The organism is Streptococcus sp. 1F3, from assembly GCF_054968985.1.
Genome location: NZ_JBUEQR010000062.1, coordinates 1 through 14340 on the forward strand (window position 1 = coordinate 1; position 14340 = coordinate 14340).

The window sequence follows — 14340 nt, forward strand, 5'->3', positions numbered from 1 at the left end:
GTTTAAGAATGGTTGAGAACTGCTGGACTTTTCCTGCGTCCTGCTCTTTATAGGTTGTGCTCTTTTTTTAAGGTTACGTTGAGTTTCTTTAAAGCAACCCAAACAGACTGCGGTGTGCAGTCAAAATGTTCCGCTATTTCACGGAGAAAGGCATCTGGATGCTCTGAGACAAACTTCTGAAGTTGATCCAGTGGCAATTTTCTAGGATGTGGTGAACGCTTTTTAACTGCTAAAGTCCCGTGATGTTTTAACTGTTGTTCCCATAAATAGAGGGTGTTTGTACTAATATCAAAGAGCTGACAAGCTTCTTTGCGAGTATGACCTTCGTCTTGAACAAACGAAATCACTCGTTTTTTAAAATCTAAATCATATGCCATAACTTTAGTATACCATAATTATTGCGTTACTGGTTTAAAACTGATTGACTACATTTAACAGGCTTCCAGATTTAGTAGGATAAAACTTTTATGATAATACAGGCAGAAACCTATCCTTTGGCTAGTAGGTGAAAGGGATATTGTAATAGAGAATGAAACATGGGACTTGGTGTATTTTAAAAAGCAGAATATTTATCTGCTTTTTTTTGTGTACGACTAGGACCTTCTGCTATAATAAAGAAAACGGTATCTTTTCTATAAAAAGAGGAGGGAAATGATGAAGGCATTATCAAAAACAGCAGTAAAAAAGCGCTTGATGGCTTTGGAGAAGGAAGAGTTGGTGGGGCTTATCTGTCAATTGTATGGTGAGCATAAGGTGCTTAAGGATAAGCTGAATGCTTCTTTTCAGGGAAAGTCCTATATAGCAGATTTGGTCTCTGATTATTGTCACAAGATACACAAGGTGATGTTTCCTAAAAACATTGGTCGTGGGGGTGATTATAAGGCAGCCAAGAAGTTAATGGATGACTTTAGGGAGCGTTGCACGGATCCAGAAGCACAAGCGAGGGTCCATCTTCAATTCGCACTAGATGGAACTCGTTTTACGGAATATTTTGGGGATATGTCGACGGCTTATTATCAGGCAGTTTTAACCTCTTACCAGGTAGCTGTCCATTTTGCAGAGGGTCAGGAAGATTTCTTTGAGTCTGTAAAACAAGACCTAGAGTATATTTATCAAGTTGGATTAGATATTGGTTGGGGATTTGCAGAAGGGGTTATGGATATTTTTGGGCAAATAGCCTGGATGTATGACGAAGATAAGTGATTTGGGGAGACATGATGGAATAATTGATCGAGAAATCCTCGGGAAGACTGGTTTGTGTGAGAGATAGGTATCCTTATTATGGTTATTCGTTACAGTAGAGTATCAAGATACTGGTGAGCTCGTTCTGATTAGTGAGAGTGAGCTTCAGAAGCAGTTTCTATCAAGACCTTCCCAGCTAACAACTGCTGAAAAATTAAGGATTTACCACTCACTCTTTAGAGGACGGGATGATGTATATGCGAAATCCTATCAAAATGATACGGGAAGATTACAGTATTATCCTTCTTATCGTTATGGTTGGAAGGAGTTACCAGCTGATAAGCGGCTCTGTGAACCGTTGACAGATGAGGTGCTAAAGGTGCATTTTAGGGGGAGACAAGTATTGGTTTATTTCCTATTCGGACAGACGATACGTGTAATTTGTTAGCCATTGATTTTGATAAGGGAGATTGGAAAGAAGCTGTTCGGATCTTGAGGCAGGTCGCAGGTGCATATAAAATTGCCACACATGTTGAGATTTCTCGTTCAGGAAATGGGGGACATGTCTAGTTTTTCTTTGATAGTCCTATCTCTTGTCGAGAAGTGCGATTATTTGGACGGAAATTGCTAGAGTTAGCTATGCAGGAGTCACCTAAGTTGTCTTTTGATTCTTTTGATCGTATGTTTCCAAACCAAGATCGCTTGCCAAAGGGTGGTTTTGGAAATCTCATTGCTCTACCGTTGCAAGGGGATTCTTTTCAAGTGGGAAGAAGAGTCTTTGTTGATGAACAGTATACTCCTTATGCAGACCAGTGGTTATATCTGAAAGAATTGGAGCAGGTGACTTATCAGCAGGTTCAAGTATTAAATAAGGTGTCCCTAGAGATGTGCTTTGAACAAGAAATGTTAGAAATACAGTTGGGACGGATGTTAAGGGTAAGGAAAGCTGCTCTCTCCCCTCAACTGTTATTCTATTTGAAAAGATTAGCGTCGTTTTCAAATCCAGAATATTATGTAAAACAAGCGATGAGACAGCCAACGTATCAGACTCCTGAAATGATTTATTTACTTTGAAGAAGATGATTCGTTTCTAATCTTCAAGCAATGTTTCCTAGGTTGCTTGTTATTGGAAGGAGCAAGGAAATGAGATTGGAATATCTTTCAGAGGACAATTACGGTTCGATCAAGAATTAGCCTTGTTGGATATGTTATCTGCGGAGAACGGTGTCCTTTGTGCAGGTACATCAATCACCGTGCATGAGGTGGCTAAATTACTTCCCAATTTTATATTGATGGATGATCGTATCGTTTGGTTTGGCAAATTGCCAATATTTGGTCAGCAATCTGATAGGGAAGAATCCATCATTCTTCGAATAGAAAGTGAAAACTTGGTTCAAGAATTTAGAGACATCATTGGGAAAAGCAGTGATGAAGCCATGAAAGAATGATTTTAGTCAATTAAATAGATGGTCAAATAAATGGAAGTAGGTCTAATGGGAGTCTGGATAGGAAAAAAACGAGCCTGTTTACATCTAATGAGGTTATTAAGAATAGAACCCATGCCGAACGCATAAAGAAATAATTGTTTCTAGGGAACGCATTTAGTAGCATGATCTATTTTTATCGCTGATTTCATGCTGTGATGATCCTTGCTAAGGGACATATCCTTTTGAGGGCAATAGATGACAATGGTTTGAAAAAAATGCATGCAACTAAAAAAGTTACATGCATTTTTAAGTCGCTTCTCGCAAAATAAAACCAATATAATATTGTCATCAACCTTAAAATATAGTATGATGAGAATGTAAACGGATACAATTTGAGCAACAAAAAAGCACCGAATCGGTGCCCACTTTTTCAAGTTGAATACGGACTGGATTAAAAATCACTGCCTTATTTTAACTTTGCTGTGTTGTTTCGAACGGTTCCAACAAACTCATTATACCTCCTAAAAGAAAAATAGTCAAGAGGTTTATAAGAGAATAATAAAATTATTTGAAATTTGAAATTATTTGAAAGAACATAGCTCTAAAACTAAAATATAACCTACAGCTTAATGATAACAAATTTCATTTGTATTTGATAGTTTTTAGTTGCAATATATTCCAAAAATAGTAAAATTAAATTGGGTTATATTTTAAGGATTTATAATTTAAAAAGGAGTATTAAGATGAGCAATCAAAAACCTTATTCTATCGGATTAGATATTGGAACAAATTCTGTTGGTTGGGCAATTATGACTGACGATTATACAGTGCCCGCTAAAAGATTCAAAGTTCTTGGGAACACGGATAAAGAATTTATTAAGAAAAATTTAATGGGAGTTTTGTTGTTTGATAGTGGTGAGACGGCAGAAGGGACGCGGTTAAAACGGACAGCTCGTCGCCGTTACACACGGCGTAGAAATCGTATTTTGTACTTGCAAGATATTTTTAAAAATGAAATTACCAAAGTTGATGAGAGTTTTTTTCAACGATTAGAAGATTCATTCTTGGTTCCGGAAGATAAAAAAGGTGAACGGCATCCTATTTTCGGAAATTTGGTTGAAGAAGTTAATTACTATAGCAATTTTCCAACGATTTATCACTTGCGAAAACATTTAGCAGATTCTTCAGAGAGGGCTGATTTACGTCTGGTTTATTTAGCTCTGGCGCATATCATCAAATATCGAGGTCACTTCTTAATTGATGAGCCAATCGATATTCAAAATCTGAACAGTCAGGAATTGTTTGACCAGTTTTTAACGACCTATGACCTTATACAAGAAGATAGTCATGTAGCAGATGTAACCGTTGATATTGCTACCATTATTGCTACAAAAATGAGTAAATATCAAAAAGTCGAGGCTGTATTGTCTCATTTTCCAGGTCAAAAGAAAAATTCATTTTTTGGAAATCTGGTGTCTCTTGCCTTTGGCTTACTTCCTAACTTTAAAACGAATTTTAATTTAGCTGAAGATGCCAAGTTACAACTGTCTAAGGATTCTTATGATGAAGATTTAGAAGCTTTACTAGGGCAGATTGGTGATGAGTATGCAGATGTCTTTGTCGCTATTCGAAAATTGTATGATAGTATTCTTTTGTCAGGCATACTATCCGTTAATGATTTAAGTACAAAAGCGCCGTTATCAGCTTCTATGGTTAAACGTTATAATGAGCATCAGACGGATTTAGCCCAGCTTAAGCTATTTATTCATGAAAACTTACCAGATAGCTATAAAGAGGTTTTTTATGATGTAACTAAGAACGGTTATGCAGGCTATATCAATGGTAAAACGAGCCAAGAAGATTTTTATAAATACTTGAAAAAACTGCTTACTAAGAAAGATGGTAGTACACTATTTATTGAAAAAATAGATCGGGAGGATTTTCTGAGAAAGCAACGGACTTTTGATAATGGTTCAATTCCTTACCAAGTACATTTAGCAGAGATGAAAGCTATTTTAAGACGTCAAGGAGAGTACTATCCATTCTTAAAGGAGAATGCGACGAAAATCCAACAAATTTTGACCTTTAGAATTCCTTACTATATAGGACCTTTGGATCGGAGGGGGCGTAGTCGTTTTGCTTGGGCAAGTTTTCATTCAGAAGAGCAGATTACACCGTGGAATTTTGAAAAAGTTATTGATAAAAATCGTTCAGCACAAGCTTTTATTGAACGCATGACCAATAATGATTTGTATTTATCCGATCAGAAAGTTTTGCCGAAGCACAGCCTTCTATATGAAAAATTTACAGTCTATAATGAATTGACTAAGATCAAATATATCACGGAAACAGGAGAGACTAAATTTTTTGATGCAAACTTAAAACAGGAAATTTTTGATGCTCTTTTTAAGCAAGAACGAAAAGTTACAAAGAAAAAACTACTGATGTTCTTAGATAAGAATTTTGATGAGTTTAGGATTGTTGATATTCAGGGATTAGATAAGGAAACAGGAGCGTTTAATGCTTCGTATACGACTTATCAGGACCTGTTGAAAATTATAAAAGACAAGGCATTTATGGATAATCCTGAAAATGCTGATATTTTTGAAGAAATTGTTCTTACGTTGACACTCTTTGAAGATAGGGAGATGATTAAGCAACGTTTGACAAAATATACAGAGCAGTTGGACAAAAAAGTGATTGATCATCTTTCGCGTCGTCACTATACTGGCTGGGGGCGATTATCCGCGAAGTTAATCAATGGGATTAGAGATAAGCAATCACATAAAACGATTATGGATTATTTGATTGATGATGGTCATTCGAATCGTAATTTGATGCAGCTTATTACTGATGATCACTTAACCTTTAAAGATGAAATTGCAAAAGCTCAATCGACGGATAATGGAGAAGATATTCATCAAGTTGTTCAAGATTTAGCTGGTAGTCCTGCTATTAAAAAAGGCATTCTACAAAGTATTAAGATTGTTGATGAATTAGTAAGGGTCATGGGAAATGAACCAGAGCAGATTGTGATTGAAATGGCGCGTGAACATCAGACCACAGCCAAGGGGCGTCGCAATTCTCAACAACGGTTAAAAGGACTAACAGATGCTATAAAAGCGTTTGGTAGCGATCTTCTAAAACACTACCCTGTTGAAAATGCTCAATTACAAAACGATAGGCTCTATCTTTACTATCTTCAAAATGGTCGAGATATGTATACGGGAGATCCACTAGATATCGAACGTCTAAGTGACTATGATATTGACCATATTATTCCACAGGCTTTTATTAAAGACAATTCGATTGATAATCGAGTTCTAGTGTCATCGGCTAAAAATCGTGGTAAATCAGATGATGTCCCGAGTGAAAATGTTGTTAGGAGGATGAGACCATTTTGGGATAAATTATTGAGTAGTGGCTTGATTTCTCAGAGAAAATATCAGAATTTAACAAAGAAAGAACTCAGTCAAGATGATAAGGCTGGATTTATCAGACGGCAATTAGTTGAAACAAGACAAATTACAAAACATGTTGCTCGTATCTTAGATGACCGGTTTAATAAAACATTTGATGAGGAAGGCAAACGCATTCGTAATGTAAAGGTTGTGACCCTAAAATCAAACTTGGTATCTACTTTCCGTAAAGAGTTTGAATTGTATAAAATTCGTGAAATCAACGACTATCACCATGCACACGATGCCTATCTCAATGCAGTTGTTGCAAAAGCGCTCTTAGTGAAATATCCGAAACTGGAGCCGGAATTTGTCTATGGCGAGTACCCGAAATACAATAGCTACCAAGAACGTAAAACAGCTACTCAAAAGCTATTCTTCTATTCTAATATCATGAATATGTTTAAAACGAAAGTCATATTAACTGATAATAGGGTTATTGAACGCCCAAGGATTGAAGTGAACGAAGAAACAGGAGAAATTGCTTGGGATAAGACAAAACATCTCACTACTGTTAAAAAAGTTCTTTCATACCCACAAATCAATATTGTGAAGAAGGTTGAAGAACAGACAGGAGGATTTTCGAAAGAATCTATTTTGCCCAAAGGTGAGTCTGATAAATTGATTCCACGTAAAACGGGCTGGGATACAAAGAAATATGGTGGTTTTGATAGTCCAACGGTTGCGTATTCCATTATTTTTGTAGCGGATATGAAAAAAGGGAAGACTAAGAAGCTAAAAACCCTTAAAGATATCATTGGGATTACCATTATGGAGCGGTCTAGGTTTGAGGAAAATCCGATTGCGTTTTTAGAAGATAAAGGCTATCAAAACATACGTGAAGATACGATTATTAAATTACCTAAATATAGTCTGTTTGAATTGGAGAATGGAAGAAAGCGACTGCTAGCAAGTGCCAAAGAGCTTCAAAAGGGCAATGAGATCGTTATTCCAATAGATTGGGTGAAATTTTTATATCTAGCCGAACGATTTGAATCGCTGACAGCCCAAATAGATGCTGTTGAAAGAAAGAGAGATTTTGTACTTCGAAATAGTCATTACTTTGTTGACATGATGAATTGTATTAAGCGTTTCTCTAATAAGAATATTCAGGCAGAATCGAATTTAGAAAAAATTGTTAAAACTTTCGAGGACGCTAAAGACAGACCTATTAGTGAGAAAGCTACACAATTTAAGTCACTGTTCACATTTACTGCTATGGGGGCACCAGCTGCTTTCAAATTCTTTGATAAAACGATTGATCGAAAACGCTATACATCTACCGCTGAAATCCTTTCTGCCACTCTCATCCACCAATCTATCACGGGACTTTATGAAACACGTATTGATCTTAGCAAGCTAGGAGAGGAATTATGGGATGGCGAACGGTAGTTGTTAATACACATTCAAAATTATCCTATAAGAATAATCATCTGATTTTTAAGGATGCCTATAAAACGGAGATGATCCATTTGTCAGAGATTGATATTGTGTTGCTAGAAACCACTGATATTGTCCTATCGACAATGCTGGTGAAACGTTTAGTTGATGCAAATATTTTAGTGATATTTTGTGATGATAAGCGCCTGCCAACCGCTATGCTTCTTCCTTATTATGCCCGGCATGATTCGAGCTTACAGTTAAGTAATCAGATTTCATGGAACGTTGAGATAAAATGTGAAGTCTGGACAGCCATTATTGCTCAGAAAATTCTGAATCAAAATTTGTATCTGGGAGAATGCTCTTTCTTTGAAAAATCACAAGCTATTATGGAGTTATACCATACTTTAGAGCCATTTGATCCGAGTAACCGTGAGGGGCATTCCGCACGTATCTATTTTAATACTTTATTTGGAAATGATTTCTCACGGGAACAGGAAAATGACATTAATGCTGGTCTTGATTATGGCTATACCCTTTTGTTGAGTATGTTTGCACGGGAAGTTGTTGTTTGTGGTTGCATGACGCAATTCGGTCTCAAGCATGCGAACCAGTTTAATCAATTCAATTTTGCAAGTGATATTATGGAGCCTTTCCGTCCTATTGTTGACAGGATTATCTATGAAAATAGAAATCATTCATTTGTGAAAATGAAGCGTGAGTTATTTACCCTATTTTCGGAGACCTATCTCTATAATAATAAAGAAATGTATTTATCGAATATTGTTAGTGACTATACAAAAAAGGTGGTCAAAGCCTTGAACAATCAAGGAAAAGGAGTTCCTGAGTTTAGGATATGAGTTATCGATATATGCGAATGATGTTAATGTTTGATATGCCAATGGAAACAGCTGAGGAGCGTAAGGCATATCGGAAATTTCGGAAGTTCTTGTTAAGTGAAGGATTTATCATGCACCAATTTTCCGTTTATAGTAAGTTGTTGCTTAACAATTCTGCTAGGAAAGCTATGGTAGATCGTCTTCAAGAGAATAATCCCAAAAAGGGAAGCATTACCTTGTTGACGGTGACGGAGAAGCAATTTGCTAGGATGCTTTACTTATATGGTGAACGAAATCAGAGTGTTGCAAATTCAGATAGCCGTGTCGTGTTTCTTGGGGAGACTTATGATGTTGAAGATTAATTTTCCGATTTTAGATGAACCCTTGCAGTTGGGAAATGGAACCATTCTTGTTGTTGAAGATGTGACAGTATTTTCAGCCCTGGTTAAACATTTTTATAGTTATAATGAAGATGGGGAGTTAAAGGTATTTGATAGTAAGTTCAAATCTCTTAAGGAATCCGAACTCATGGTGGTGACGGATATTTTAGGATATGATGTCAATGCACCTGCGCTATTGAAGCTTATTCATGCAGACTTAGAATCTCAGTTCAATGATAAACCAGAAGTGAAATCAATGGTTGAAAAATTAGCTGCTACCATTACGGAGCTGATTGCCTTTGAGTGTTTGGAAAATGAGCTGGATTTAGAATTTGATGAGATTACTATTTTGGAGTTGATTAAGGCCTTAGGGGTAAAAATTGAAACAGAAAGCGATAGTATTTTTGAAAAATGTTTTGAAATACTACAGATTTATAAGTACCTCAGTAAGAAGAGACTCTTAATTTTTGTGAATAGCGGATCCTATTTAACTCAAACTGAAATGCACAGTTTGATGGAATACATCGAATTATCCCATCAAACGGTTTTGTTTCTAGAACCAAGACGGCTATATGATTTTCCTCAATATGTGTTGGATACTGATTACTTCTTAGTGGCAGAAAATATGAGTTAATACGAGTGAAAAGAATGTAGACGCTTTAATATGTAGGCTCTATTCTTCCTATTTCTAAGCTGGGCTTAACTGTAAGTACCTCGTATAAGCTGATTAGATACTCCTTAGAGGAACTTTAAGAGCGGTCAAAGATGTCGATTGACCACGCGTCTATATGTTTTATACTCATTTCGTTTACCTTTTATTACTTCAACGCTTTGCCGTACTCTACGATTGTTACTGACTATCGTCAGTATGATTTCCAACCTTCAACAGTCATTAGACTGTTGAAGCAGTCTGTAGCTCGTTGCCTGGTACTAAAAGGAAACGAAACAACTATACTAGTTGTGATAAAGGGAGTAAAACTTTTTACCAAATCTCTTTTGTGTGTAGCTATAGATACCTACAATGCCTATAAAGAAAAAGGGGAATCAGGCAAAGAATTTAATAAATTGGTCATTACAATGGAGGATTGTGAACTAAGGAAAACTTTACTTTATATGTTTAGAAGCATTGATTTAACAAGCTATTTGAGATATAATAAGTAAAGAAATGGAATTATTTGAAGCTGAAGTCTAGCTGGGATGAGTGGCGCGATTACGAAATCTTCTGGACAAAAATTGTCTGCGAGGTTTTAGAGCTGTGTTGTTTTGAATGGTTCCAAAACTATATATTTTGTAGGAATGCTTATAGAGGAGTTTTAGAGCTGTGTTGTTTTGAATGGTTCCAAAACTAAAGTCACTTACTCAATGATAAATAGAAAGTTTTAGAGCTGTGTTGTTTTGAATGGTTCCAAAACATAGAGATACCGAACTTATCATCGCCTTGTGTTTTAGAGCTGTGTTGTTTTGAATGGTTCCAAAACATGGGGTCTAAAAGGTTACAGTGCTGGCTTATCAATGTTTTAGAGCTGTGTTGTTTTGAATGGTTCCAAAACGGAGGAGCTTAAAGCGAAATTGAACCAACTGTTTTAGAGCTGTGTTGTTTTGAATGGTTCCGCTTTTAGAGTGGATAGGCATCTGATTAGGAAGACTACTATTTTTGAACGGTTGAGTTTTTCCTGAAATTCTGATATACTGGGTATCAATAAATCGAAAAAAGTGCTATTTAGTGCTTTTTTCTTATTATACTACTCTATAAAGATCGAGATTTGACGAACTTCCGTTATTTTGAGTGGTGGAGGGGGAATTGGTCTGGTAAGCTTGTTATCAAAAATAGGTGGAATTAAACTAGTTGATAGCTATTTTAAATTGGAAATTAGAAAAGGAGCTCCTTTTTGAAGCATTCACAAGGTGAGTGACGAGCGTCAGATGTTGATTTTTACGAGTATGAGGAGGAGAAATGAACTACATTTGGTCTTACTTGAAAAAATATCCTAAGTGGTTGGTCTTGGATTTGCTTGGTGCTATCTTTTTTGTGGTTGTTAATCTTGGTCTACCGACTGTCTTAGCACGAATGATTGACGAGGGAGTTAATAGACAAGATACGGAACGCCTGTATTTCTGGGCGATGCTTATGTTAGCCGTGATTGTTCTTGGAACCTTGGGGAGGATTGTCTTGTCTTATGCAGCTAGTAAATTGACGACGAGCATGGTTCGTGACATGCGAAATGATCTGTATGCTAAGTTGCAAGAGTATTCGCACCATGAATATGAGCAGATTGGGGTTTCATCTTTAGTGACGCGGATGACAAGCGATGCTTTCGTCTTGATGCAGTTTGCGGAACAAGTCTTGAAATTAGGGGTTATTACCCCTTTGATGATGATTTCAAGTGTTATGATGATTTTCTTGACCAGTCCATCGATGGCTTGGATTGTGGCTTTTGCCATGCCATTTTTAGCCATGGTTGTTTGGTATGTAGCGGTGAAGACCCGTCCCTTGTCCGAAAAGCAGCAGAAAACCTTGGATAAAATCAATCAGTATGCCCGGGAAAACTTGACGGGCTTGCGGGTGATCCGTGCCTTTGCTCGAGAGGGATTTCAGGAAGAACGTTTTGCAGAGCAAAATAATCTGTATGCACAAAATTCCAACCGTCTCTTTAAGTTAACCGGCTTGACAGAGCCTTTATTTGTACAGATTATCATTGCTATGATTGTAGCCATCGTCTGGTTTGCACTGGCACCACTCGGTCAAGGGGATTTGCAGATTGGGGATTTGGTCGCATTTATCGAATATAGCTTCCATGCCCTCTTGTCCTTTCTTCTTTTGTCTAATCTCTTTACAATGTACCCTCGGACAGCGGTTTCTAGCGAACGTTTGAGAGAAGTGATGGAGATGCCGATTTCGATCAATCCTAATGAAGCTGGGATAACAGAGACAAGGACTAAGGGGTATTTGGAATTTGATAATGTGACCTTTGCCTATCCAGGAGAAACAGAAAGCCCTGTCTTACATAATATTTCCTTTAAAGCAAAACCGGGAGAAACGATTGCCTTTATCGGCTCAACTGGTTCTGGAAAGTCTTCTCTCGTACAGTTGATACCACGTTTCTATGATGTCACTCTTGGAAAAATCTTGGTTGACGGTGTAGATGTCCGTTCCTACAATCTCAAGGCACTTCGGCAGAAGATTGGCTTTATTCCACAAAAGGCTCTCCTCTTTACTGGAACGATTGCTGAAAATCTCCGCTATGGGAAAGAAGATGCTAGTCATGAAGAACTACATCAGGCAGCAGATGTGGCGCAAGCACGTGAATTTATTGAGAGTAAGGAAGAGCAATTTGAAACTCACTTGGCAGAAGGCGGGAGCAATTTGTCGGGTGGGCAAAAGCAACGCCTGTCTATTGCCCGTGCGGTGGTCAAAGAACCAGATATTTATATCTTTGACGATTCTTTCTCAGCTCTGGACTATAAGACAGACGCTATCTTGCGCCGTCGTTTGAAAGAGGTGACGGAAAATGCGACAGTCCTCATTGTGGCTCAGCGTGTGGGAACAATTATGGATGCTGATCAGATTATCGTCCTTGATAAGGGAGAAATCATCGGTCGTGGTACCCACGAAGAGCTGATGGAGACTAATGATATCTATCGTGAAATCGCCAATTCTCAACTCAATAGTCAATCATTAACAGAAGAATAGGAGGAAGCATGAAAAAATCATCTAGTTTTGCTCGTTTATGGAGCTATTTAAAGGTGTATAAACTGGCTCTTTTTGCAGCGGTTTTCCTCAAGATTCTCAGTGTTGTGATGAGTGTCTTGGAACCTTTTGTACTAGGGCTTGCAATTACTGAGTTGACCAAAAATCTGATGGAGATGGGACAAGGTGTGGCAGGTGCTAGCATCAACGTAACCTATATTTTCTGGATTTTACTGCTGTATCTTATCCGGGCTCTCTTTTATGAAATTGGTGCCTACTATTCCAATTATTTTATGACCAATGCTGTTCAGCAGACGGTGGCAGATTTGCGCAATGATTTGAGTCGCAAAATCAATCGCATTTCGGTTGCTTACTTTGACAAACAGCAATTTGGCGATGTCTTGGGGCGCTTTACCAGTGATGTGGAGACGGTATCCAATGCTCTCCAACAGAGTGTACTTCAGTTGGTTAATGCAGTCTTTACGATTCTTTTGGTAGTAGTCATGATGCTTGTGTTGAATTTCAAATTGGCATTGATTGTCATGATTAGCATTCCTCTGACATACGTTGGTGCTCAGCTTATCCTTAAAAAATCACAACCTTATTTCAAGGAGCAGGCGGCTATTTTAGGTCGGCTCAATGGTTTTGTCCAAGAGAACTTGTCTGGGTTCAATGTCCTAAAGCTCTACGGTCGTGAAGAGGCTTCAAGGGAGGATTTTCAAGATATTACGGATAGTTTGCAATACGTTGGTTTTAAGGCAAGTTTTATCTCTGGCTTGATGATGCCAATTTTACATGCAGTATCTGATTTGACCTATCTACTGGTCGCTGTTGTCGGTGGCTTGCAGGTTATTGCAGGCCGTCTGACCATAGGGAATATGCAGGCTTTCGTCCAGTACGTATGGCAGGTCAGTCAGCCTATTCAGACCTTGACCCAATTAGCAGGACCTTTGCAAAGTGCCCAGTCGTCACTTGAGCGGATTTTTCAAGTTTTAGACGAGGCTGATGAGCCGATGGAAGTGACAGAGGATTTAGCCCATGATTTGACAGGCCAGGTCAGTTTCAAGCATGTGGATTTCCAATATGTGGAAAATAAACCTTTGATTCGAGATTTTAATCTGGAAGTAGAACCGGGTGAAATGGTGGCGATTGTTGGTCCTACAGGGGCTGGAAAGACGACCTTAATCAACCTCTTGATGCGTTTTTATGATGTGACAAGTGGAGCAATTACGGTAGACGGACATGATATCCGTCATCTTTCTCGTCAGGCATACCGTCAGCAATTTGGGATGGTCTTGCAGGATGCTTGGCTCTATGAGGGAACGATTAAGGAGAATCTCCGCTTTGGGAATTTACAGGCGATAGATGAGGAAATCATTGAGGCAGCTAAGGCTGCGAATGTCGATCACTTTATTCGGACCTTGCCTGGTGGCTACAATATGGAGATGAATCAAGAATCTAGCAATATTTCGCTTGGTCAAAAGCAGCTTTTGACGATTGCACGGGCACTCTTAGCAGATCCTAAAATCTTGATTCTCGATGAGGCGACCAGTTCTGTTGATACCCGCTTGGAGCTCTTGATTCAAAAGGCAATGAAGAATTTGATGAAAGGACGCACCAGCTTTGTCATTGCTCACCGCTTATCAACCATTCAAGAAGCTGATAAGATTTTGGTCTTAAAAGATGGGCAAATCATTGAACAAGGAACGCATCAGAGTCTCTTAGCCGATAAAGGCTTCTACTATGATCTCTACAATAGTCAATTCGCAAAAAAAGAAGAAAGTGCATAAAGAGGCTGGGCAAAAAGTCTTCGAAATAGAAAACAGCTTAGAATCACATCATTAAAAATGTTGATTCTAAGCTGTTTTTATTGGCTCTTTGTCAACTGTAGTGGGTAGATGAAAAGCTAACACCTAGAGAGGACGAACTTCGTTCTCTCTTTCTTTACGTTTAAAGCAATCAAAATGCGTTTTTTAAAGTTTTCAA

9 protein-coding genes and 1 pseudogene are annotated in these 14340 nt (G+C 38.0%); 9 read left to right on the forward strand and 1 reads right to left on the reverse strand.

Features of this window, described 5'->3' with window-relative positions; all coding sequences use genetic code 11:
* Positions 1-47 precede the first annotated feature (47 nt).
* Complete coding sequence (locus ACVPON_RS05655; protein WP_462877020.1) at positions 48-377, reverse strand: IS630 transposase-related protein; 330 nt, start codon at positions 375-377, stop codon at positions 48-50.
* 277 nt (positions 378-654) lie between these two features.
* Between ACVPON_RS05655 and ACVPON_RS05660 the strand changes: the two genes are divergently transcribed.
* From ACVPON_RS05660 to ACVPON_RS05700, 9 genes and pseudogenes are all read left to right on the forward strand, one after another.
* A complete protein-coding gene (locus tag ACVPON_RS05660) occupies positions 655-1203 on the forward strand; it encodes a hypothetical protein (RefSeq protein ID WP_462877022.1) in 549 nt (182 codons plus the stop codon).
* A gap of 199 nt (positions 1204-1402) precedes the next feature.
* Positions 1403-2256: pseudogene (locus ACVPON_RS05665) on the forward strand (TOTE conflict system archaeo-eukaryotic primase domain-containing protein).
* A gap of 122 nt (positions 2257-2378) precedes the next feature.
* The gene (locus ACVPON_RS05670) at positions 2379-2630 is read left to right on the forward strand and encodes a hypothetical protein (protein ID WP_462877024.1); all 252 of its coding nucleotides are present in this window, start codon (positions 2379-2381) and stop codon (positions 2628-2630) included.
* A 722-nt stretch (positions 2631-3352) separates the two neighbouring features.
* Complete coding sequence (cas9, locus tag ACVPON_RS05675) at positions 3353-7459, forward strand: type II CRISPR RNA-guided endonuclease Cas9 (RefSeq protein WP_462877026.1); 4107 nt, start codon at positions 3353-3355, stop codon at positions 7457-7459.
* The gene (gene cas1 / locus ACVPON_RS05680; protein WP_462877028.1) at positions 7441-8307 is read left to right on the forward strand and encodes a type II CRISPR-associated endonuclease Cas1; all 867 of its coding nucleotides are present in this window, start codon (positions 7441-7443) and stop codon (positions 8305-8307) included. Before cas9 ends, cas1 begins: the two co-directional genes overlap by 19 nt.
* Entirely contained in the window at positions 8304-8648 is a 345-nt protein-coding gene (gene cas2 / locus ACVPON_RS05685; protein WP_462877030.1) for a CRISPR-associated endonuclease Cas2, read from the forward strand. Before cas1 ends, cas2 begins: the two co-directional genes overlap by 4 nt.
* Positions 8635-9300 (forward strand): type II-A CRISPR-associated protein Csn2, encoded by a 666-nt coding sequence (gene csn2 / locus ACVPON_RS05690; RefSeq protein ID WP_462877032.1) that lies wholly within the window; start codon positions 8635-8637, stop codon positions 9298-9300. The genes cas2 and csn2 overlap by 14 nt, the downstream gene beginning before the upstream one ends.
* Positions 9301-10620: 1320 nt before the next feature.
* A complete protein-coding gene (locus ACVPON_RS05695; RefSeq protein ID WP_462877034.1) occupies positions 10621-12357 on the forward strand; it encodes an ABC transporter ATP-binding protein in 1737 nt (578 codons plus the stop codon).
* An 8-nt stretch (positions 12358-12365) separates the two neighbouring features.
* Positions 12366-14144 carry an ABC transporter ATP-binding protein gene (locus tag ACVPON_RS05700; protein WP_462877036.1) on the forward strand — a complete coding sequence of 593 codons (1779 nt, stop codon included), beginning with the start codon at positions 12366-12368 and terminating at the stop codon, positions 14142-14144.
* The last annotated feature ends 196 nt before the right edge of the window (positions 14145-14340 follow it).

Coding starts and splice junctions, on each gene's coding strand:
- ACVPON_RS05655 (WP_462877020.1), bottom strand. CDS start 377: ATGGCATATGATTTAGATTTTAAAAAACGAGTGATTTCGTTTGTTCAA.
- ACVPON_RS05660 (WP_462877022.1), top strand. CDS start 655: ATGAAGGCATTATCAAAAACAGCAGTAAAAAAGCGCTTGATGGCTTTG.
- cas9 (WP_462877026.1), top strand. CDS start 3,353: ATGAGCAATCAAAAACCTTATTCTATCGGATTAGATATTGGAACAAAT.
- cas1 (WP_462877028.1), top strand. CDS start 7,441: ATGGGATGGCGAACGGTAGTTGTTAATACACATTCAAAATTATCCTAT.
- cas2 (WP_462877030.1), top strand. CDS start 8,304: ATGAGTTATCGATATATGCGAATGATGTTAATGTTTGATATGCCAATG.
- csn2 (WP_462877032.1), top strand. CDS start 8,635: ATGTTGAAGATTAATTTTCCGATTTTAGATGAACCCTTGCAGTTGGGA.
- ACVPON_RS05695 (WP_462877034.1), top strand. CDS start 10,621: ATGAACTACATTTGGTCTTACTTGAAAAAATATCCTAAGTGGTTGGTC.
- ACVPON_RS05700 (WP_462877036.1), top strand. CDS start 12,366: ATGAAAAAATCATCTAGTTTTGCTCGTTTATGGAGCTATTTAAAGGTG.